The sequence below is a fragment of the Mycetocola sp. Y171 genome (assembly GCF_056713165.1).
The window spans coordinates 815,846-836,995 of the sequence record NZ_JBWYGX010000002.1 but is presented as its reverse complement, the minus strand read 5'-3'; the positions used below and the strand labels follow the sequence as shown (position 1 = coordinate 836,995).

Below are 21,150 nucleotides of genomic sequence, written 5' to 3'. Positions count from 1 at the left end.
GGAGTTGTGAGGGACAGGAGCCCTCGCGTTGGTCGGCGACAGGCGCCGACGGGCATCCACATTGCCGGTATCCTTATTCACATGGCACGCAAAGAAAAACCCGTCAAGGCGGCGAAGGAACCAGGCCGTTTGAAGCAGATGGGGCAGGTCTTCCAGATGACCCGCCGCTACGACAAGAGCGTCGTGTGGTGGATGCTCCTCGGATTCCTCGGTCCCATCGCCGTCGGTGTCGCCGCGGCGCTGATCCTCTCTGGCGGCAACGTCTTCGGTCTCGTCCTCTGGATCATCGCGGGTGTTCTCGCCGGTGTCCTCGTGGCCATGATCATCCTCGGACGCAGGGCCGAACGGGCCGCATATGGGCAGATCGCCGGTCAACCGGGAGCTGTCGGCGCCGTCTTCCGGAGTTCGCTCCCCCGCGGCTGGCAGGGCAGCGAGATGCCTGTCAACGCCAATGCGAAGACCCAGGACGCTGTCTACCGTGCCGTGGGTCGCGGCGGTGTCGTGCTCGTCGGCGAGGGGCCACGCTCCCGCTCGAGTCGCCTCGTCGAAGACGAGAAGCGCAAGATCAACCGTGTCGTCCCCAACGTGCCCGTCACCGTCTTCTTCGTCGGACCAGACGAAGACTCGGTGCCCCTGTACAAGTTGACCAAGTCGTTCCGCAAGGTCAAGAACACGCTGACCAAGCCCGAGGTGCTCGCGGTCGTGAACCGGCTGGCGTCGCTCAGCGCCGGGTCCCTGCCGATCCCGAAGGGTGTCGACCCGTTCAAGGTCCGCCCCCAGCGCGCGCGGTAGCACTCCGCGACACAGAAAACCCGCCTGTACGACACTGTCCAGGCGGGTTTTCCGTTTTCACTGAGACGGATACCGCTGAGCTCAGGCCCTGACGAGTACCGTTCCTGCGATCTTGTCGTGGAACCCGCGCTGGTCCGAGTCCCAGATCAGGGCGGGCAAGATGAGGATGAGGAGCAGAGTCCTGACGGCGGGTCGCCAGAGGCCGACGTACCCTCCTGTGAGCGGTACGACCCTCATGCCCAGGATGCGGTGGCCGACGCTCGCTCCCGTGGTGATGAGAAAGAGGATCTGCAGCACAGCGAAGACGAACAAGTTCGCCCAGCCGTTGCCGACGGTGTTCGCGCTGGGGAAGAACGTCGCCACGATGAGCAGGGCTGACGCCCAGTCGATGGCGAGAGCGGCAATACGGCGCCCGGCCCGGCCGACACTGCGCGGTCCGTGCTCCGGAAGGCCGAGGCGTTCCCCCGGGTATCGGCTGGGCGCGAGGTCGCCGAAACGGGGGTTGGGCTTCGGTTCGCTCGTCACACTCAAATCTTACGCGGAGCAACACGTGTAACATGCCAGAAACATGGGTGTGACCGCGGGGTAATCCCCTGTCAATACCCTCTCTAGAGGTTGCATGTCGCATCCTTCTCTCGGTACCAACCCTTTTGGAGCTATCCATATGTTCAGCGATTCATCCGAGGTGCTTAAGTTCATCAAGGACACCGACGTCAAGTTCGTCGACATCCGATTCACCGATCTGCCCGGTGTACAGCAGCACTTCAACATCCCGGCAGCGACCGTCGACGAAGAATTCTTCACCGTCGGCCAGCTGTTCGACGGCTCGTCGATCCGGGGCTTCGCCAACATTCATGAGTCGGACATGCAGCTGATTCCGGATGTCACCACGGCTTACCTCGACCCGTTCCGCGTCGAGCGCACCCTCATCATCCTCTTCGACATCTACAACCCGCGTAATGGCGAGATCTACGCGAAGGACCCGCGTCAGGTCGCCAAGAAGGCTGAGAAGTACCTCGCCTCCACCGGCATCGCCGACACCGCCTACTTCGCTCCAGAGGCCGAGTTCTACATCTTCGACGACGTCCGTTACGAGATCAACCAGCACTCGAGCTCGTATTCCGTCGACTCCAGCGAGGGCGCCTGGAACTCTGGCAAGGAAGAAGAAGGCGGAAACCTCGCCAACAAGACGCCATACAAGGGCGGCTACTTCCCGGTCAGCCCTGTCGACCAGCACGCCGACCTCCGCGACGACATCTGCCTCAAGCTCATCGATGCCGGCCTGATCCTCGAGCGTAGCCACCATGAGGTCGGCACCGCCGGCCAGGGTGAGATCAACTACCGCTTCGACACGATGGTGCACTCCGCTGACGACATCCTCAAGTTCAAGTACATCGTCAAGAACACGGCGCACCAGTGGGGCAAGACGGCGACGTTCATGCCGAAGCCGCTGTTCGGCGACAACGGTTCGGGCATGCACACGCACCAGTCGCTCTGGAACGGCAGCACACCGTTGTTCTACGACGAGGCCGGTTACGGCGGACTTTCCGACGTCGCGCGCTGGTACATCGGTGGACTGCTCAAGCACGCCCCGGCTGTGCTCGCGTTCACGAACCCGACCGTCAACAGCTACCACCGTCTCGTCCCCGGCTTCGAAGCTCCGGTGAACCTGGTCTACTCGGCGGGCAACCGTTCGGCGTCGATCCGAATCCCGATCACGGGCACGAACCCGAAGGCCAAGCGCATCGAGTTCCGCGCGCCTGACGCATCGGGCAACCCGTACCTGGCCTTCGCCGCCCAGCTCATGGCCGGCCTCGACGGAATCAAGAACCGCATCGAGCCGCACGAGCCCGTCGACAAGGACCTCTACGAGCTTCCCCCCGAGGAAGCCAAGAGCATCCCCCAGGTTCCGTCGTCGCTCGAGGGTGCCCTCCAGGCGCTCGAGGCCGACCACGAGTTCCTGCTGCAGGGCAACGTGTTCACGCGTGAGCTGATCGAGACCTGGATCGACTTCAAGCGCGAGCACGAGATCAAGCCCCTGGCTCAGCGTCCGCACCCGTTCGAGTTCGAGCTGTACTACGGCGTCTGATCACGAGGATCCATCTGACCGGGGACTCTGTGGACTCGTCCCGGGCGACTGCCCGCACATAGTCCGCTAGATCCCCGACCAGCGTTCCAGCACGCAACACAGAACGTCCCCCGCCATCCTTTCGGAGCGGGGGACGTTCTATTTACCTGTTGAGAGTCAGGCTGATGCGCTGGACATCAGCTCGCAGGATCGGCTTCCGGCCCGGCACGCCTTCGAAGGCGACGAACGACAAGTCCTGCCGTCGCGAGGGCGAGGACCGCGGCGGCGAGCACCAGCGCACAATTCATGCCGAACGTGAACCATGTCGGAAGAACCACCTCGCCACCATCGATGAATGTCGTCGTCCAGTCGGTCGTCGAGGCGGCCGTGGAGAGGGCTGTCGGTACGAAGATGACCAGGGTCGTGGCGGAGATCACCAGCCAGGTGACGGTGTCGGCCAGTGAGAGTTCGCGGGACATGCCTGAGAGTTTACCTGCCGGGCCGGCGCGGGCAGGAGAAGCGGCGGGCGGTGCTCCACCTTCCGTCGCCGCCGTGCGACACGACTCCTGTCGTCAGCGCGGGGTGGGATCAGGTCTCGCCTGGGTGCCGTAGAACTGCTTCTCGAAGACACTCCGCGCCCGTCGGGTGACCTGGAGGTAGTCCTGTTCGAGCTGTGCGGCCGAGCCGGGCGGGTACTCGAGCACCCTCGCGATCCCGTCGAGCTGCATGCGGTCACTGGGAAGGACGTCAGTGGTCTTGTTGAGCCACAGCGTCATGGCCGAGCGCAGGCGGGACGCGAAGATCCACGCGGCACGCAGCCGCTCGGCCGTATCCGTGTCTACGAGTCCGTCTTCCACGGCTACCCCGAGTGCGCCGAGCGTGCTCGTCGTCCGCAGCCCGGGGATCGCCGATCCGTGCTGGAGCTGAAGCAACTGCACGAACCATTCCACATCGCTCAGTGACCCGCGGCCGAGTTTGACGTGCCTCGACGGGTCAGCGCCCTGCGGCAGGCGTTCGTTCTCCACCCTGGCCTTGATCCGCTTCACTTCGCGGACGGCGTTCTCGCTGATCTCAGCCGGGTACCGGATGTCATCTGCCAGCGCCTCGAAATCGGTCCAGAGTGAGCGGTCCCCGGCGACGCCACGCGCCCGAAGCAGCGCCTGGGCCTCCCAGGTGAGGGACCAGCGCGAGTAGTACGCGCGGTAGGAGTCCAGGGAGCGGGCGACAGGGCCGTTCTTGCCCTCCGGTCTGAGCCCGACGTCGAGATCGAGCGGCAGCCTGTGGTCCTCGCTCAGCCGGTTGAGCTCCGAAATGATCCGGTTCGCTGCGAGGTGCGTCTGCTCGTTCGGGAGTGCCGTGGTGCGGTACACGTACATGACGTCGGCGTCCGAGCCGAAGCCGAGCTCGGCACCGCCATAGCGGCCCATCCCGATCACCGCGAACTCCAGGCAATCCTCGCCGAGGCCTTCCGCCCGACGCACCGTCCGCAGAAGGCCGTCGATCGTCGCGGTCGTGACATCTGTGAGGCCCTGGGCCAGGTCAGTCAGGCCGAGGGTGCCTGTCACCGAGCCGAGTGCCAGCCGGAGGATCTCGCGCCGACGCAGGCGTCTGATCGCTTTACCCGCAGGAGCATCCGTGTCGTGCCGTCGGAGGATGGCGGAGATCTCCTCGGTGAGCGCGTCGAGCGGGCGGGGCCGGAGCTCGCTGTCGTGCTCGAGCCACGCTGCGGCCTCAGGGATCTGGTCGAGGAGCTCGCCGATGAAACGGGATCCGCTCAGTACCCTGGTGAGTTTCTCTGCCACGCCGGACGAGTCACGGAGCATCCGGAGGAACCAGTGGGTCCCGCCGAGCGATTCGCTGAGCCGCCGGAACGCGAGCAGGCCGTAGTCGGGATCTGCGCCGTCCGCCAGCCAGCGCAGCATCACCGGGAGCAGGTTCCGCTGGATCGTGGCGCGACGTGACACGCCTGCGGTCAGAGCGGCGATGTGGGTGAGGGCTCCATGCGGGTCGCGGAAGCCGATGGCAGCGAGCCTGGCGCCGGCCTGTTCGGGGCTGAGCAGGACCTCTTCCTCAGGGAGCGAGGCGACAGCGGAGAGCAGTGGTCGGTAGAAGAGACGCTCGTGCAGGCCGCGCACTTCGTGTTTGGTCTTCTCCCACAGCGCGACGAGGGCTTCGCCGTTCGGGGCGAACGTCGAGGCGCGCGCCAGGACGCGGAGGGCGTCCGGGTCCTGCGGCATGAGGTGGGTACGGCGAAGCCGGGTGAGCTGCAGGCGGTGCTCGAGCACGCGGAGAAGCCGATAGTCACCGGCGAACTCGGCCGACTCCTCCCTGCCGATGTAGCCGCGGCTGGACAGTGCGTCGAGTGCGGCGATGGTTCCCCGTTCGCGGACCGCTTCGTCCGCTGAGCCGTGGACGAGCTGGAGCAGCTGCACAGTGAATTCGACGTCGCGGAGTCCGCCTGGCCCGAGCTTGAGCTGAAAGTGCACCTCACCCGACGGGATGTTCTCGGTGACCCGTTCACGCATCCGCTGGACGGATTCGACGAAGTTTTCGCGTCCGGCGCTGGACCAGACCAGCGGAGACACGGCATCGACGTACCGGGTGCCGAGGTCGATGTCACCGGCGAATGCCCTCGCCTTGAGCAGCGCCTGGAATTCCCAGCTCTTGGCCCAGCGGTCGTAATACGCCAGATGGGACTCCAGGGTCCGGACGAGGGCTCCCTGCTTGCCCTCCGGCCGCAGGTTGGGGTCGACCTCCCACAGCTCCGGCTCGATGTCCGGCTGGCTGATGCCCCGCATGCTGAGCATGGCGAGCCGGGTGGCGATGTCGACAGCCCTGGCGTTGCTGAGCCCGTGCTCGTCGTCACCCTCCGCCACGAAGATGACGTCGACGTCGCTGACGTAGTTGAGCTCCCCTGCCCCTGCCTTGCCCATCCCGATGACGGCGAATCGCGTGCGCCTGACCTCGTCGGCGTCGAACTGTGCCGGGCCGGACCCTCCGGTCGTGACCTGGGTTCTGGCGACGGCGATGGATGCCTCGAGGGCCGCTGCTGCGGCATCTGACAGGGCGACGGCGACGGCATCGAACACGTCGCGCGGGTCGGCGGCGGCGAGGTCATGGGCGGCGATCCTTGCCAGCCAGCGCCGGTATCTGACCCTGAGCCTGGTGTGTCCCTCGTCGTCGACGCAGTCGGCGAATCCGTCGACGGCGCCGACGGCCTCGAGCAGGTCTGTGACGAGTTCGTCCCTCGTCGGCAGCCCGCCTTCCCACGCCGTGAAGGCGAGGAGCTCCTCCGGGTGGCGGTGGAAGAAATCGGCGAGACCGAGGGACGCACCGAGGAGGCGGACCAGCGGCACACGCTGCGTGTCCTCGCCGAGCACGGCCACGACGGTGTCAGGGTGAGAACGGGCCAGCCCCAGCAGGCTCCTGAGGGCCTGGTCAGGGTCGGCCGCCCGGGCGAAGGCGGGCAGCATGTCGTCGACCTCGAGTGGCACCGTGTCGAACAGCTCGTCCAGCTGGGATCGGACGCTGCTCAGCGCCGCGAAACCGAGTCGGGCGAGTTCGGTGAGAGTGGCCTGGTCCCGTCGCATCCTGGTCGTTCTAGAGGATCTCGATGTTCTTCGAGAGCTCGAACGGCGTGACCTGGGCCCGGTACTCCTGCCATTCCTGCCTCTTGTTGAGCAGGACGTAGTTGAAGACCTGCTCGCCGAGCGTCTCCGCAACGAGTTCGGACTCCTCCATCAGCTGGATGGCGTGGTCGAGGCTGGCGGGGAGCGCAGAGTACCCGAGGGCGCGGCGCTCTGAGTCGCTGAGGCTCCACACGTTGTCTTCGGCTTCCGGCGGCAGCTCGTAGCCCTCTTCGATTCCCTTGAGCCCTGCCGCGAGCAGCAGCGAGTATGCGAGGTACGGGTTGGCGGCGGAGTCGATGGCGCGGTACTCCACACGGGCGCTTCCGCCCTTGTTGGGCTTGTACAGCGGCACGCGAACGAGTGCGGAGCGGTTGTTGTGGCCCCAGGTGACGAAGCTCGGAGCCTCGGCCAGGCCGTTGTTGCCGACGGTTCCCCAGAGGCGCTTGTACGAGTTCACGAACTGGTTGGTGACCGCGGTGATCTCGGGGGCGTGCTGGAGCAGACCGGCGATGAACTGACGGCCGATCTTGGACAGCTGGTACTGCGCGCCGGCTTCGTAGAACGCGTTCGAGTCGCCCTCGAAGAGTGACATGTGCGTGTGCATGCCTGAGCCGGGCTTGTCCGAGAGGGGCTTTGGCATGAAGGTCGCGTAAACGCCCTGCTCGATCGCCACCTCCTTGATGACGGTACGGAAGGTCATGATGTTGTCGGCGGTGGTCAGCGCGTCGGCGTACCTGAGGTCGATCTCGTTCTGGCCCGGACCGGCTTCGTGATGGCTGAACTCGACCGAGATGCCGAGGTCTTCGAGCATCCGCACCGAACGACGGCGAAAATCGTGGGCGGTTCCGCCGGGGACGTTGTCGAAATAGCCGGCCGAGTCGACGGGGATGGGTCCCTCGGGACCGATCTGCGCAGACTTGAGCAGGTAGAACTCGATCTCGGGGTGAGTGTAGAACGTGAAGCCCCGGTCTGCGGCCTTCTCGAGGGTGCGCTTGAGCACGTTGCGCGGGTCGGAGAGTGCCGGGAGTCCGTCGGGGGTGGTGATGTCGCAGAACATCCGTGCGGTCGGATCGATCTCACCACGCCACGGCAGCAACTGGAAGGTCGTCGGATCGGGGACGGCGAGCAGGTCGGACTCGTACGAGCGACTGAGCCCTTCGATGGCTGAGCCGTCGAAACCGAGTCCTTCGGCGAACGCTCCCTCGACCTCTGCAGGGGCGATCGCAACGGACTTGAGAGTGCCGACGACATCGGTGAACCAGAGCCGGACGAACTTCACTCCCCGCTCCTCGATCGTGCGAAGAACGAAGTCGCGTTGCTTATCCATCTGATCCCCTCGAAAGTCCGTCGGCGTCTGCATTCTTAGGCTATCCGTTTCGCGCTCCCCGCGTGGGCACCCGTGCCGACGACCGCACCGGCAAGCCTCGATAGACTGGCGCAATGTCTGAGCCATCGAAGCCCGCAGCGTCCAGTCCCGCCCGTGTCCGCACCCGCCACTTCCAGCGGGCGAAGGAGCAGGGCATCAAGATCACCGGCCTGACCAGCTACGACATGCTCACTGCGCGAATCTTCGACGAAGCAGGGATCGACTTCCTTCTCGTCGGCGATTCCGCCGGCAACAACGTGCTCGGTTTCGAGACGACGCTGCCGATCACCGTCGACGAACTCATCCCGCTGACCAGGGCGGTCGCCGGCGCAGCCAAACGCGCCCTCGTGATCGCGGACATGCCGTTCGGCTCGTACGAGAATGGCCCGGAGGATGCCCTGAAGACCGCATTCCGGTTCATGAAGGAGACGGGCAGCCAGGCGGTGAAGCTCGAGGGCGGTGAACGAAGCCACGAGCAGATCCGGCGGATCGTGTCGGCAGGCATCCCGGTGATGGGTCACATCGGCTTCACCCCGCAGAGCGAACACGGACTCGGCGGCCACATCATCCAGGGACGCGGCCCTGCCCTGGAACAGCTCCTCCGCGACGCGCGTGCGGTGCAGGATGCCGGTGCGTTCGCCGTCGTCCTGGAAATGGTGCCTGCAGAAGCTGCCGCGCGAGTGACAGCCGAACTGGACATCCCCACCATCGGTGTCGGCGCCGGTCCTGACGTCTCAGGCCAGCTCCTGGTCTGGACGGACTTCGCCGGCCTCACGACCGGTCGCATCCCCTCGTTCGTGAAGAAATATGCGGACCTGCGCGGTGCGCTCACGGATGCCGTGACGAGCTTCCGCACTGAGGTCGCCGATGGCGTGTACCCCGGTGAGGAACACAGCTACAGCTAGAGCGGCAAGGGCCGGGGAGGCTACTTGTCTTCCGAGGCTTCCTCCGCCGCCCATGCGGCGCTGCGCTCGCGCAGGCGTTCCGGTGCGTGCGCGGCTTCCTCGGCCGAGGCGAACGGGCCTGCGCGATCGACGGACGGCGACTCGTAGCCGTGCTCGACCACACCGGTCTTCAGGTTGTACCAGTACTGCTTCGACGGATCTTCGCTCATGAAACTGCCCTTCGCTGGGTGGCTAAGCTTGATCCTATGCCCAAGGACCGAAACGGCCATCTGATTCCCGGTGCGCGATCCGCTCAGCGAAACGTCCCCCCGGGCATCCCCCGCCCCGAGTACGTCGGCAAGGCAGGACCGAGCCCGTTCCAGGGCTCTGACGTGTACTCCGCAGAGGCCGTCGAACGTATCCGCCGTGCCGGAAGAATCGCGGCGGATGCCATCGCCCTCGTGGGCGAGAACGTCAGGCCGGGTGTCACCACAGACGAGCTGGACGAGATCGGTCACCGCTTCCTCATCGAGAACGGTGCATACCCGTCCACCCTCGGCTACCGCGGCTACCCCAAGTCCATCTGCAGTTCCGTCAACGAGGTCATCTGCCACGGCATCCCCGACGACACCGTCCTCGATGACGGCGACATCGTCAACATCGACATCACCGCGTTCATCGGCGGTGTGCACGGCGACAGCAACAGAACGTTCATCGCAGGCACCCCGTCCGACGACGTGGGGCTTCTGGTCGAACGCACCGAAGAGTCGCTTCGACGGGGAATCAAAGCCGTCGCCCCCGGACGCCAGGTCAACGTGATCGGACGCGCCATCGAGTCGTACGCGAAGCGATTCGGCTACGGCGTCGTTCGCGATTTCACCGGCCACGGAGTCGGTGAGGCGTTCCACTCCGGCCTCATCATCCCGCACTACGACTCGGCACCCCAGTACGACACCGTCATGGAGGTCGGCATGGTGTTCACCATCGAGCCGATGCTCACCCTGGGCACCCATGAATGGGACATGTGGGCCGACGACTGGACGGTCACCACGAAGGACAAGAGCATCACGGCCCAGTTCGAGCACACCCTCGTCGTCACCGAGCGCGGCGCGGACGTCCTCACACTCCCGTCGCCTAAGGTGACAGCATGAACGGAACAGCCGTAGGAATCGATATCGGCGGCACGGGGATCAAAGGAGCCGTCGTCGATCTGGCGACCGGGACCCTGCTGACCGACCGGATCAAGCTCCCGACACCGAAGGGGGGAACCCCTGACGGCATCCTCGCGACGACGGTCGACCTGGTCAGGCAGTTGCAAGTGCACGACCCAGATGCTCCCGTCGGCGTGTGTTTCCCAGCCGTCGTCAAACACGGGATCACGCTCTCTGCCGCGAACATCTCGAAGAAGTGGATCGGGCTGCACGCCGAGAAGCTCTTCGAAGACGCGCTCGGCCGCGACATCACGTTCGCCAACGACGCTGACGCGGCCGGCTACGCCGAGGCCGCGTTCGGTGCCGCCCGTGGCGTGGACGGTGTCGCGATCATGACGACACTCGGCACAGGGATCGGTACCGCGATTCTCCACAACGGCGTGCTCGTGCCGAACGCCGAGTTCGGCCACCTCGAGGTCGACGGCCACGACATCGAGACGAAGGCGTCGAATGCCGCCCGCGAACGCGACGACCTGTCCTGGGCAGACTGGGCGAAGCGACTCCAGAAGTTCTACTCCGCTCTCGAGGTGTACCTCTCCCCCGACCTGTTCATCGTCGGCGGAGGCATCTCGAAACAGCACGAGCACTTCCTGCCGCTCCTCAAGCTGAACGCGCCGATCGTCCCGGCGATGCACCGCAACAACGCGGGCATCCTCGGCGCCGCCGCACTCGCCGTGCGCACCATCCCGCCGCTGAGCTGACGCCTGGCGCCGATCGCCTAGGTGACGATCGACCGGCTGTGGAACTCCGGCGCGTCCCACGCGCCGGAATCGAGGATGTCGCGCAGAGTTTCAACGGCATCCCAGACGTCCGTGTAGCCCAGGTACAGCGGCGTGATGCCGAAGCGCAGCACCTCGGGTTCGCGGTAGTCCCCGATCACCCCGCGGGCGATCAGCGCCTGCATCACCGCGAAGCCGTCCGGGTGACGGAAACTGACATGGCTTCCCCGGTGAGCCGGGTCCCGCGGTGTGATGAGCGTCAGTGGATGACGCGCACATCGCTCTTCGACTAGGGCGATGAACAGCTCGCTCAGCTCGAGCGATTTGTGTCGCACGGCGGCAGGATCGGCCGTGAGCGCGATGTCGAGCCCGCTTTCCACGAGCGCAAGCGACACGACGGGCTGGGTGCCGCAGAGGAACCGCTGGATTCCGCCGGCCGGCTCGTACGACGGTTCCATGGCGAACGGCCTGGCGTGGCCCCACCAGCCGGAGAGCGGCTGGCGGAATGTGTCGTGGTGTCGTTGATTCACCCAGATGAAAGCCGGGGATCCCGGGCCACCGTTGAGGTACTTGTAGGTGCAGCCGACCGCGAAATCGGCGCCGGCGCCGGTGAGGTCGACGGGGACGGCGCCTGCCGAGTGGGCGAGGTCCCAGATCACCAGCGCGCCGGCCGCCTGAATCGCGGCCGTGCAACCTGTCAGGTCGAACATCGCGCCCGTCCGATAATTCACGTGCGAGAGCATCACGACTGCAACGTCAGCACCCAGCCCGGCGCCGAGGTCCGCCGGACTATCGATCAGCCTGAGCTCGTAACCCCGATCGATGAACTCGATGAGCCCTTCAGCGATGTACAGGTCGGTCGGGAAGTTGTCCCGCTCGGAGAGGATCACCCGCCGCGACGGATCGAGCTGCTCCTGGATGCCGATGGCCGCTGAAAGCGCCTTGAACAGGTTCAGCGACGTCGTGTCTGTGACGACGGCCTCGCCGTCTCCGCCGCCGATCAGTCGGGAAACCTTGTCTCCGAGTCGTGCAGGCATCGTGAACCAGTCCGCGGTGTTCCAGCTGCGGATCAGTCCTGTCCCCCAGTCGTCGGCGATGACCGCACCGGCTCGTTCGAGCGCTCCCACCGGTCGTGGACCGAGCGAGTTGCCGTCCAGGTAGATGACATCAGGGGGCAGGAGGAATTCCCCGCGGAACATCGCGAGCGGGTCCAGACGATCGGCGGTCAGGCACTCGTCCCGAGTTCTCGTCGGCATCGACTCTCCCTGTGTGAATGGGCCGGCTGATACGCCGGGTTCTGTTCAGGCGCTTGCGCGCCCTGGACGACCATCTCTCTCGAGACTGCGTTACCGCAGCCTTCCAGCGGCCTACCCGAGAACGGGACGAGCAGCCCCATAGTCCTCTGTCTGACCTTGCTCCGGGCGAGGTTTACCGAGCCGGCCGGGTCACCCCGGCCGCTGGTGGTCTCTTACACCACCGTTTCACCCTTACCTGGCGCTCGCGCGCCCGGCGGTTTGTTTTCTGTTGCACTGTCTCGCGGGTTGCCCCGGGTGGGTGTTACCCACCGCCCTGCTCTGTGGAGCCCGGACGTTCCTCGGCGCCATTGCTGGCGACGCGGCCGTCTTGCCGACCCATTCACACGTCGAGCCTACCGGCCCGGGTGCCGGGGACGTCGCTGCAGAGCTACCAGAGGCCGGATTCGTCCGTGCGCACCATGATGGCCGAGCATTCAGGGCACTGCAGGACGTCGTCGATCTCCGCTGAACGGATCTTCTGCAGTTCGTTGCCCGTGAGGGTGATCGTGCACGCCCCGCAGGTCCCCGCACGGAACAGCGCCGCCCCGGTGCCGCCGCGGGTGCGGAGCTTCTCGTAGAGTGCCAGGAGGTCCGGCGAGACCGAGTCCTCGAGCAGCCCGCGCTGGGCGTTGAGCGTAGCTCGCTCCTGCGAGAGTGCGTCGAGCGCGGCCGTCCTGCGAGAACTGATGTCGTTGAGCTTCTCCAGCAGGTCGTCGTCTTCGCCCTGCGTCGCGGCGAGCTGCGATTCCGCCTGCTCGACCCGCTCCATCACGACGAGCTCCATGTCCTCGAGATTGTTCTTCCGTCGGTACAGCGAGTCGAGTTCGCTCTCCAGCGCCGTGACATCCTTCACCGAGGACGTGTGCGTGACCCGGTCGGTGTCGCGGGCGATACGGGCGTCGACCACTGCAGCATCCGATTCGAGCCGGCCGAGTTCGGTTCTCGCGTCCTCGAGCGTTCCGAGTTCAGCGGCCAGGCGACCGCTCAGCGCCGTGCGTTCCGCCGACACCTGGGTGTGCTCCACAGTCTCCGGCAGGCTCCGCTCGCGATGGGAGACACGGGCGAGCCCTGAATCGATGGTCTGCAGTTCGAGCAGTTTCTTCTGCTCGGCGAGGCTGGATTTCACGTGGGTTCTCTCTGAGTGGTGCTGCGGGTGTCCTGCAAGATTACTGGGTCACGACGAAATCCCACGGGTCGGTACGCAGGTCGCTCACGGCGACGTCGAGATCAGGCAGTAGTGCGCGCAACTGGGCTGCTGCCCGGTCGAGCCAGAGCCATTCGCTCGCCCAGTGCGAGACGTCGATCAGAGCCGGCCCTCCTCCGATTCTGGACTGCTCGATCGACTCGGAGGCCGGGTGGTGCCTGAGATCGCTGGTGATGTAGACGTCGGATGAGAGTACGCCTGGCTCCGCGAGCAGTGAGTCCCCCGCCCCTCCACACAGCGCGACGGTGCGGACGGTCCTGTCGTAGTCGCCGGCGACGCGGATGCCTGTGGCGGTCGCCGGGAGCAGGTGCGCGATGCGGTGCGCCAGGTGACCTAGCGTGATGGGGTCCTCGAGGACACCGACCCGCCCGATCCCCGTAGCGCCGTCCGCGCCGGGGACGAGAGGCTGGACGTCGAGAAGACCGAGCCGCTCCGCGAAGACACCTGACGTGCCCTCGTCGACGACGTCGGCGTTGGTGTGAGCGGCGAGGAGCGCGCATCGTCCCCGGATCAGCGCGGTCAGGACAGACCCCTTGTACCGGTCGGCTGCCACGCTCGTGACCCCGCGAAGAAGCAGCGGGTGGTGCACGAGCAGCAGGTCCGTCCCCGTTCCGAGTGCCTCCTGCACCACGCCATCCACCGCGTCGACCGCGAGGAGGACTCGCGACACGGGGTCATCGGGGTGACCGGCGATCAGCCCGGAGGCGTCCCACCCTTCGGCGCCCGAGATCGGCCACAGGTTTTCGACAGCCGAGCAGACCTCGGCGAGTGAGTAAGGCACCCACTCAGCCTAGCGAGCAGCGCTCGGCTGGATCAGTACCAGTTCATCGCGACGGAGTGCGACCACGCGGAGCAGGGGCTGCCGTATGCACGGTCGATGTAGTCGAGACCCCAGGAGATCTGCGTTGCGGCGTTGGTCTTCCAGTCCGAGCCTGCGCTCGCCATCTTGCTTCCAGGAAGGGCCTGCGGGATGCCGGTGGCACCGCTCGAGGCGTTGTACGCCGTGTATGACCAGCCGGACTCCTTCTGCCAGAGCTGGTTCAGGCAGGAGAACTCACCTGAGCCCCAGCCATAACGAGAGGAGGCGAGGGAAGCGGCGGTCGCACGGGCACCGTCAGGGGTGTTGCCGACGCGGATGGCTTCGGCCGCTGCCGCTGCCCTCGCTGCGGCGCGTGCAGCTGCGGCGCGGTCGGCTTCAGCTGCCGCGGCGGTGATCTTGTCTGCGTTCGCATCCGTATACGAGGCGAGGACGACGACAGTCTCGGGCTCGAGGGTGCGGTATCCGGACAGCGAGGCGAGGGAAGCCGTCAGGGGCGTCGTGTCGACCTTTTCCTTTGTGGCTGCGACGACGGCGTTGGCTTCGGCGATGGTCGCCTGGGCGAGCTGGTCTGCGTGTGCCTCGGTGATTGCGTCGGTCTTCTCGGCGAGGGTGCCGGTGACCTCGGCGACGGAGGCGGAAAGTCTGGCCTGCGCCTCGGCCTGGGCGGCATTCACCTGGACGGTGAAGAAGGTGGCGGCAAGGACGCCTGCTGCGGCGATCGCCGCGGTGATTTTCGTCGTACGGGTGAGCTTCTGGGCTGATCTGAGCATCTGTCTCCGGGTTTGTGTCCCCGCAGTTCAGCGCAGGCGGAAACCGAGCCGCGGTGAAGCGCTCCGGAAAAATACAGGGCAGGAGCTGCCTTCACCATGAGTGAGAACGCGGGCTGTGCCTGCACGAACTCAACGGCTACATGGGGTGACGGGCGGTGTCGGGTCACAGCGGCTCTGGCTGGCTCGCTGCACGCCTGCACGAAAGAATTCGGTGTGTGCGCAGGCGGCTGAAGCGTCCAGTCTCAAGCACGACTCTGTGAGACCCATCCACTGGTCCTGTGTAAACCGTGTATGTGCCTCGTTCGAGGGTCAAGCTGGGGAGTCGTCCACGATCCCGATGAATCGACTGCCGATGCCATCGATCTCGGTGCGACTCAGCCCCCCTGCGGGTTCGGGCAGCTCGTCTGAGCCGTGGTGCTCGCAACTGAGGTAGGTGAACTCCGGCCACCACTTCTTCGGCCTGGCCGCCTCGGAGAAGCCGCAGATGTCGCAGGTGAGCTGGACCCAGACTTTCTTCTTGCCCGTGCGGTTGGCACGGGATTGCACGAGCCACGCCGGTGGATTCTCGTCGAGTTCGGTCAGCTCGCCGTCGGTGAGTCGGGTAGGGATCCCGTGGCGCACCGCCATTTCGAGAGGGATGTCCAGGCGGAGGGCGGCTTCTCGTCGAGTGATCATGTCGTCCCCATCGTAGGCGACGAAGCATCCGTCATCTTCGACACGGACAGCAGCGGGCGCCGAGTCTAGTCGCGCCATCCGTCGATGGTCTAGCGTCTCCCGAACTTTCGCAACGAGGCGCAGAGTACGACCACGGCGACAGTCGGTCACCGATCCACAGGGGAGGACCACATGTATTTCCACGTGCAACAGCTGATTTCCGAAATCGCCCAGGACGAGCCGGATCCGGCAGCGGCCAACGCGCTGCAGGAGGGCCTCGGCGGTCAGTTCGGCGAGATGCGCACGATGATGCAGTACCTGTTCCAGAGCATGAATTTCCGTGGGGCGGCGGCGAAGCCTTACCGGGACCTGATGCAGGGAATCGGCACAGAGGAGATCAGCCATGTCGAGCTCATCGGAACGACGATCTCGCGCCTGCTCGACGGGTCCCCGCGGTATCAGGGCAAGAAGACCGACCCACTGGACACACCCGGTGCCGGCGGCGCAACGCCACTGAGCATCGCGCTTGACCACAGCAACATCCACCACTACCTCGTAGGCGCGCAGGGGGCACTCCCCGTTGACGCGGCAGGGAACCCCTGGAGCGGCAGCTACGTGTACAACTCGGGGAACCTCGTCCTCGACCTCCTCTACAACCTCATGCTGGAATCGACGGGGCGCCTGCAGAAATGCCGGATCTACGAGATGACGGACAACAAGACCGCCCGCTCGACGATCTCGTACCTCATCGTCCGTGACCAGGCCCACGAGAACGCGTACGCCAAGGCGCTGGAGAGCCTCGGGGTGAAGTGGAACACGCTTCTGCCGATCCCCAAGACGAATGCCGAGCAATTTCCTGAAGTGAAGAAGCTCCTCGACCTCGGGCTGCAGAGCAAGCAGTACACGTTCGACCTGGCCGGCCAGTCGGAGGCGGGAAAGATCTTCAGGGGAATGTCGCCGTCTAACGATGGAACCGAGCTGGATGCCACAGAGCAGGCACCGACCGGGGTGCCGTCGACGATCGCGCCCGAGCGCTTTGAGGAGTTCGCGCCGGGCCTCGACCCTGAGTTGTTGAAGCTGATTCAGGCGACTGCCGACCTCGAGCTCGCCGAAGTCGATGCGATGTTCGGCCCGGTGGGCGGCGCGGCAACGTCGGCCGTTCCTGCGCCAACCGCCAACGACAAGAAGGCCTCGACGGTGAGGGACAAGAAGGCGAGGAAGTAACGCAGGCGTTCAGGCCGCGAAGTACTCCGGGTACTCGGACCGGAGCCACGGTTCCTGTTCGAGAACGTGTCCGGCGTGGCGGGTGACGAGTGCCACGCCGGGCACGACCGACCCGGCCTCGAGGTGGTCGGCGATCGCCTTGTGTTCCTCGATCAGGTCCCGGCGCTGAATCGCGAGCGGGAGCACCAAGCGGCGAATGCGGTCGACCTGGACCTTCGAACTCCTGACAACGTTCCACGCGTCCGGGAAGCCGGAGAGACGGAAGAGCTCCTGATGGAACGCCTCGTCCGCGACGAAGAACGCCTCCGCGTCGCGTGCCGAAACCGCGTCCTCCTGCTGCATCAGGATGCGGCGGAGCGCAGAGACGTCGCGATTGGCCTCGCATGCCCGGCTGAATGCCGCGCCCTCGAGCGCACTTCGGATGAACGCGGCTTCTGCGACGTCGTGCGGCTCGATCAGGCAGACCCGGGTGCCGACCTGCGGGACCACCCGGACAAGGCGCTGTTCGACCAGTCGCGCGATCGCGTCGCGCACCGGCGTCCGGCTGACACCCAGTTGGGCGGCCAGTTCGGTCTCGGACAGCGGGGCGCCCGGCGGCAGCCGCAGGTCGCGAATCGCTGTGAACAACTCGTCGTGGACGCGGTCCGACATCCGTTCTCGCCCGGGCCGCACAGCTGCCGCTTCCGCCGGGCTCGAGGACGCACCGTCAGCGCTCCCGTCGGCGATGGGTGACATTCGGGCCATGGAGCCATCGTGCCAGTCGCGGCACTTGCATACAAGTGCGGCACGACCTAAGGTCGAGACGCCGATCGATCGAAGGAGATTGCATGACGGTGACGGTCTACCCAGAACCCGACCTGGTCGTCCGCGCTCGCGCCCTGGTCGGCGAGGGCCCGGTCTGGGACCAACGCAGCGGCCGCCTGTGCTGGGTCGATCTGGTCGCCGGGATGCTCTTCGAGGAAGATCTCGCTGCGGCACGGCACCGGCGCTGGACACTGGCCACCCTCCTCGGGGCAGCGGTCCCCCGTCGATCGCAGCCCGGGTTCGCGGTCGCAATCGCCGAAGGATTCGGCTTCGTCGTCGACGGGGAGCTGTCGGTGGTCGACGCCGCTTTGCCCGAGCCGTACAGGCGGATGAACGACGCCGCGTGTGATTCGCGCGGACGGCTCTGGGCTGGGAGCACCCACCTGAACTTCACCCCGGCAGGTGGAGCGCTTCACCGCTGGGACGGAACCTCGCCGAGCACGGTCATGGCGACCGGCTTCACCCTCCCCAACGGCCTCGGCTGGTCCCCTGACGACACGACCATGTACCTGGTCGACAGCGTTGGTCACACCTTGCTCTCCGCTTCCTACTCTCCAGACGATGGGGTCGTCGGCGACTTCACCCCGCTCAGCACGATCGACGAAGGGCTCCCTGACGGCCTCGCCGTCGATATCGACGGATGCATCTGGGTGGCGATCTGGGGCGGGGCGTCTGTGCACCGCTACTCCCCCAACGGCGAGCTGATCGGCCGCGTACCTCTTCCGGTCGCGAAGCCATCGAGCTGCGCGTTCGGTCCGGACGGAACGCTCTACATCACATCGGCCTCGACGGACCTCGATGAGGTCGAACTGGCGATGCAGCCGCTCGCCGGTTCCGTCTTCGCTCTCGCGAGTGGAACCCACGGCGTCCCCGTCATGCCGTTCGCCGCGTGACCATGACCATCGAACTCGTGAGTGACGACATCCGTGTCGACATCGATGCCGGGCGGGGTGCGGACATCCTCGCTCTCGTCGATAAACGGACCGGAGTCGACGTCCTGTTCAGAACTCCGTGGCGGGACCGCGCCGACGCCATTCGAGCCGGGCAGGCACCGTCGACCACGAACCCGACCGCGGGCTGGCTCGAGGGTTACCGCGGCGGCTGGCAGACGCTGTGCCCGGTCGCAGGCGACCCCGCTATCGTCCACGGAGCACCCGTGACCTTCCATGGTGAGGCCTCCATCGTGCCGTGGACCGTGGATGCGTCCGGCGCTGACACGGTCCGCCTTCACGTCGACCTGTTCTCGGTGCCGCTCCGGATCGAACGGATCGTCGCGCTCAAGGGTCCGCGGCTCGCTGTCACAGACACGCTCATCAATCTCAGCCCGGTCGACCTCAGGGTCGACTACGTCCAGCACCCCGCCTTCGGCGGACCGTTCCTGGAGGGAGAGTGCGTTCTCGACACCGGGGCCAGGATGTTCGTGAACGACCCCGCCCACGACCCCCTGTTCGCCGTAGGCCAGGTGATCGCCTGGCCGATGGCGACGGCCCTCGACGGCACGCAGATCGACCTCAGGGAGATCCCCTCCCGTGGTGAGAGCCGCGAGCTTTTCGGGTGGCTCGAGGACTTCGTCGAACCCTGGGCGTCGATCACCAATCGCGACATCGGGTTGTCTGTGCGCGTCGAATGGGACGGCGAGCACCTTCCGTACGCGTGGCTCTGGCAGGAGCTCGAATCGACGCCGACCTTCCCGTGGTATCGCAGGGCAAGAGCCGTCGCGATCGAACCGGCCAGTGTGCCGACCGGCGGCGTCGACCGGTCCAGTGTTGTCGTCGTCCCCGCGTCAGGCCGACGACGGATCGGCATGTCCATCACCCTCGACCATCACCCACCAGGAGGCATCAATGCGTGAACACACCGGCCGCGTCGCGCTCGTCACCGGCGGCTCCCGTGGCATCGGCCGCGGAGCCGCCATCTCACTGGCTTCGCATGGCGCAGCAGTTGTCGTCCACGGCCACGAACTCACGGAGGCCGAGACCACAGCCGCCGAGATCGTCGCATCCGGGGGTACGGCCATCGCCGTCGCCGGACCGATCGACGACCCCGCGACGAGCGATCGGGCGGTCGCGACTGCGATCGACCGTTTCGGCCGGCTCGACAGCCTCGTCACATCCGCGGGGATCCAGCGGTACGGCGACGTGACGACCACGACGCTCGCCGAATGGAACGAGGTCTTCGCCGTGAACGTCACGGGGGTCTTCCTTGCGGCGAGAAGTGCGCTCCCTCACCTCAGGAAGAGCCCGGCGGGGAGCGTCGCCATCGTCGCATCCGTGCAAGGCACAGCCACCCAGAACACCGTCGCCGCGTACACGGCGAGCAAAGGCGCACTGCTCTCGCTCGCCCGCGCGATGGCCGTCGATGAGGCGGCATGGGGCGTGCGGGTCAATTCGGTCAGCCCGGGGTCTGTCGACACTCCGATGTTGAGGGCCTCGGCTCTGTCCCACAGCGACGGCAGCCCAGACGACGTCGAACGGGTCCTCGCCGACTGGGGAACGGCTCATCCGCTCGGCCGGATCGGGACGGCGTCGGAGATCGGCGAGGTGATCTCCTTCCTCTGCGGCCCCCGTGCCGCCTTCGTGACCGGTGCAGACATCCGCGTCGACGGAGGACTACTGGCCAGGCTGGCAGCCCCCATCACCACCGGAACGGACGGGAAGACCTCATGATCCAGCTCAGCGAAATGCTCGCACCCCGACCGGAACCCCTTTGGCAACTCGTGAAGCAGTGCGGGGTGGACACTGTGGTCGCCACGCTCAACGGCGGTGAGCAGGACCAGCGGATGTTCGCCTCGGTCGGCAAGGACGGATACGTCGGACCAGCCGCGGACGAAGGCCCGTGGACCGAATCCGCGATCGCACGAGATGTCGCCCTCTTCGCCGACCACGGCCTCCGGGTGATCGCCATCGAGGACACGGCGCCGATGGACAAGGTCAGGCTCGGTCTCCCCGGACGCGACGAACAGATCGACCAGGTCATCACCCAACTGCGTGCGATGGGCCGGTTGGGCATCGAGACGCTCTGTTACAACTGGATGGCGGTCTCGAGCTGGGGTCGGACGGCAACGGCTGAACCGGGCAGGGGCGGCGCGCTGGTGACCGGTTTCCGCGCCGCCGATGCCGATTTCCTCCCCCCTCTGGCTGCCGACGGCGAGGTGACGCACGAGCAACTGTGGGAGGGGCTCTCCTACTTCCTCGATGCCGTCGTTCCCGTTGCCGAAGAGGCAGGCGTCCGGCTCGGGATGCATCCGGACGACCCTCCGCGCGCCTGGGGCAGGAACGTTCCGCGGATCATGGGCTCCTCCGACGCGTATCGCCGCCTCATGGCCCTGCGCCCGTCATCGTCGAACGCGATCACGTTCTGCCAGGGCAACTTCGCACTGATGGGCGAAGACCTCCCCACACTCATCCGCGAGTTCGGAGGGGCGGGGCAGATCGCCTTTGTTCACTTCAGGGATGTCGTGGGGACCCCGGACGACTTCCGTGAGGTCTTCCACGACGAAGGCCAGACGGATCTCCCCGAATGCATGAGGGCATATGCGGCGATCGGCTTTGACGGCCCCATGCGCCCCGACCACGTGCCGACGATGGCCGGCGAACCGAACGACCGTCCTGCGTACGGAACCCTCGGGCGCCTGTTCGCGATCGGTTACATCCGGGGACTCGAACATGCGGTCTTCGGGAAGCCGCGGGTCGATACCGCGAGATGAATTG

At 66.1% G+C, this 21,150-nt stretch carries 21 protein-coding genes and 1 other RNA gene; 10 read left to right on the top strand and 12 right to left on the bottom strand.

Going from position 1 to position 21,150, the window contains the following annotated elements:
• The first annotated feature begins 81 nt into the window (after nucleotides 1-81).
• On the top strand, nucleotides 82-792 hold the full coding sequence (locus AC1M2K_RS13715; protein ID WP_480236598.1) for a DUF4191 domain-containing protein: 711 nt from the start codon (nucleotides 82-84) through the stop codon (nucleotides 790-792).
• 81 nt (nucleotides 793-873) lie between these two features.
• Here AC1M2K_RS13715 and AC1M2K_RS13710 read toward each other — a convergent pair whose 3' ends face one another.
• On the bottom strand, nucleotides 874-1,317 hold the full coding sequence (locus AC1M2K_RS13710) for an RDD family protein (protein WP_480241393.1): 444 nt from the start codon (nucleotides 1,315-1,317) through the stop codon (nucleotides 874-876).
• Nucleotides 1,318-1,456: 139 nt separating this feature from the next.
• On the opposite strand from AC1M2K_RS13710, the gene glnA reads away from it, so the two are divergent.
• A complete protein-coding gene (gene glnA, locus AC1M2K_RS13705) occupies nucleotides 1,457-2,881 on the top strand; it encodes a type I glutamate--ammonia ligase (RefSeq protein ID WP_480236600.1) in 1,425 nt (474 codons plus the stop codon).
• 176 nt (nucleotides 2,882-3,057) lie between these two features.
• Here the strand turns inward: glnA and AC1M2K_RS13700 are convergent, their stop codons facing one another.
• From AC1M2K_RS13700 to AC1M2K_RS13690, 3 genes are all read right to left on the bottom strand, one after another.
• Entirely contained in the window at nucleotides 3,058-3,339 is a 282-nt protein-coding gene (locus tag AC1M2K_RS13700; RefSeq protein WP_480241392.1) for a hypothetical protein, read from the bottom strand.
• Between the two features lie 93 nt (nucleotides 3,340-3,432).
• Nucleotides 3,433-6,450, bottom strand: coding sequence for a bifunctional [glutamine synthetase] adenylyltransferase/[glutamine synthetase]-adenylyl-L-tyrosine phosphorylase (locus AC1M2K_RS13695; protein ID WP_480241391.1), 3,018 nt, complete (start codon nucleotides 6,448-6,450; stop codon nucleotides 3,433-3,435).
• Nucleotides 6,451-6,460: 10 nt separating this feature from the next.
• On the bottom strand, nucleotides 6,461-7,816 hold the full coding sequence (locus AC1M2K_RS13690) for a glutamine synthetase family protein (protein WP_480236603.1): 1,356 nt from the start codon (nucleotides 7,814-7,816) through the stop codon (nucleotides 6,461-6,463).
• Between the two features lie 113 nt (nucleotides 7,817-7,929).
• Between AC1M2K_RS13690 and panB the strand changes: the two genes are divergently transcribed.
• A complete protein-coding gene (gene panB / locus AC1M2K_RS13685) occupies nucleotides 7,930-8,760 on the top strand; it encodes a 3-methyl-2-oxobutanoate hydroxymethyltransferase (protein ID WP_480236604.1) in 831 nt (276 codons plus the stop codon).
• Between the two features lie 20 nt (nucleotides 8,761-8,780).
• Here panB and AC1M2K_RS13680 read toward each other — a convergent pair whose 3' ends face one another.
• Nucleotides 8,781-8,969 carry an SPOR domain-containing protein gene (locus tag AC1M2K_RS13680; RefSeq protein ID WP_480241390.1) on the bottom strand — a complete coding sequence of 63 codons (189 nt, stop codon included), beginning with the start codon at nucleotides 8,967-8,969 and terminating at the stop codon, nucleotides 8,781-8,783.
• Between the two features lie 36 nt (nucleotides 8,970-9,005).
• Between AC1M2K_RS13680 and map the strand changes: the two genes are divergently transcribed.
• A complete protein-coding gene (gene map / locus AC1M2K_RS13675) occupies nucleotides 9,006-9,890 on the top strand; it encodes a type I methionyl aminopeptidase (RefSeq protein WP_480241389.1) in 885 nt (294 codons plus the stop codon).
• The gene (ppgK, locus tag AC1M2K_RS13670) at nucleotides 9,887-10,651 is read left to right on the top strand and encodes a polyphosphate--glucose phosphotransferase (RefSeq protein WP_480236607.1); all 765 of its coding nucleotides are present in this window, start codon (nucleotides 9,887-9,889) and stop codon (nucleotides 10,649-10,651) included. The genes map and ppgK overlap by 4 nt, the downstream gene beginning before the upstream one ends.
• A gap of 17 nt (nucleotides 10,652-10,668) precedes the next feature.
• On the opposite strand, the gene kynU is transcribed toward ppgK, so the two are convergent.
• From kynU to AC1M2K_RS13640, 6 genes are all read right to left on the bottom strand, one after another.
• On the bottom strand, nucleotides 10,669-11,925 hold the full coding sequence (gene kynU / locus AC1M2K_RS13665; RefSeq protein ID WP_480241388.1) for a kynureninase: 1,257 nt from the start codon (nucleotides 11,923-11,925) through the stop codon (nucleotides 10,669-10,671).
• A gap of 14 nt (nucleotides 11,926-11,939) precedes the next feature.
• Nucleotides 11,940-12,303: RNase P RNA component class A (rnpB, locus tag AC1M2K_RS13660), an RNA gene on the bottom strand.
• A 49-nt stretch (nucleotides 12,304-12,352) separates the two neighbouring features.
• Nucleotides 12,353-13,090, bottom strand: a complete 738-nt coding sequence (locus tag AC1M2K_RS13655) for a zinc ribbon domain-containing protein (RefSeq protein WP_480241387.1) — start codon at nucleotides 13,088-13,090, stop codon at nucleotides 12,353-12,355.
• A gap of 40 nt (nucleotides 13,091-13,130) precedes the next feature.
• Nucleotides 13,131-13,949: a Nif3-like dinuclear metal center hexameric protein gene (locus AC1M2K_RS13650; RefSeq protein ID WP_480236610.1), complete on the bottom strand. Its 819-nt coding sequence runs from the start codon at nucleotides 13,947-13,949 to the stop codon at nucleotides 13,131-13,133.
• Nucleotides 13,950-13,981: 32 nt separating this feature from the next.
• A complete protein-coding gene (locus AC1M2K_RS13645; RefSeq protein ID WP_480241386.1) occupies nucleotides 13,982-14,758 on the bottom strand; it encodes an aggregation-promoting factor C-terminal-like domain-containing protein in 777 nt (258 codons plus the stop codon).
• A 309-nt stretch (nucleotides 14,759-15,067) separates the two neighbouring features.
• Nucleotides 15,068-15,433, bottom strand: coding sequence for a hypothetical protein (locus tag AC1M2K_RS13640; protein ID WP_480241385.1), 366 nt, complete (start codon nucleotides 15,431-15,433; stop codon nucleotides 15,068-15,070).
• A gap of 171 nt (nucleotides 15,434-15,604) precedes the next feature.
• Here AC1M2K_RS13640 and AC1M2K_RS13635 point away from each other — a divergent pair, with 171 nt between their 5' ends.
• Nucleotides 15,605-16,636, top strand: a complete 1,032-nt coding sequence (locus AC1M2K_RS13635; protein WP_480241384.1) for a manganese catalase family protein — start codon at nucleotides 15,605-15,607, stop codon at nucleotides 16,634-16,636.
• Between the two features lie 9 nt (nucleotides 16,637-16,645).
• Here AC1M2K_RS13635 and AC1M2K_RS13630 read toward each other — a convergent pair whose 3' ends face one another.
• On the bottom strand, nucleotides 16,646-17,380 hold the full coding sequence (locus AC1M2K_RS13630) for a GntR family transcriptional regulator (protein ID WP_480241383.1): 735 nt from the start codon (nucleotides 17,378-17,380) through the stop codon (nucleotides 16,646-16,648).
• Nucleotides 17,381-17,463: 83 nt separating this feature from the next.
• Between AC1M2K_RS13630 and AC1M2K_RS13625 the strand changes: the two genes are divergently transcribed.
• From AC1M2K_RS13625 to AC1M2K_RS13610, 4 genes are read left to right on the top strand one after another with little or no spacing between them, the layout of a single operon-like run.
• Nucleotides 17,464-18,333 (top strand): SMP-30/gluconolactonase/LRE family protein, encoded by an 870-nt coding sequence (locus AC1M2K_RS13625; RefSeq protein WP_480241382.1) that lies wholly within the window; start codon nucleotides 17,464-17,466, stop codon nucleotides 18,331-18,333.
• Nucleotides 18,330-19,292: an aldose epimerase family protein gene (locus AC1M2K_RS13620; protein WP_480241381.1), complete on the top strand. Its 963-nt coding sequence runs from the start codon at nucleotides 18,330-18,332 to the stop codon at nucleotides 19,290-19,292. The genes AC1M2K_RS13625 and AC1M2K_RS13620 overlap by 4 nt, the downstream gene beginning before the upstream one ends.
• Nucleotides 19,285-20,106, top strand: coding sequence for an SDR family NAD(P)-dependent oxidoreductase (locus AC1M2K_RS13615; protein ID WP_480241380.1), 822 nt, complete (start codon nucleotides 19,285-19,287; stop codon nucleotides 20,104-20,106). The genes AC1M2K_RS13620 and AC1M2K_RS13615 overlap by 8 nt, the downstream gene beginning before the upstream one ends.
• The gene (locus tag AC1M2K_RS13610) at nucleotides 20,103-21,146 is read left to right on the top strand and encodes a mannonate dehydratase (protein WP_480241379.1); all 1,044 of its coding nucleotides are present in this window, start codon (nucleotides 20,103-20,105) and stop codon (nucleotides 21,144-21,146) included. The genes AC1M2K_RS13615 and AC1M2K_RS13610 overlap by 4 nt, the downstream gene beginning before the upstream one ends.
• Nucleotides 21,147-21,150 lie beyond the last annotated feature (4 nt).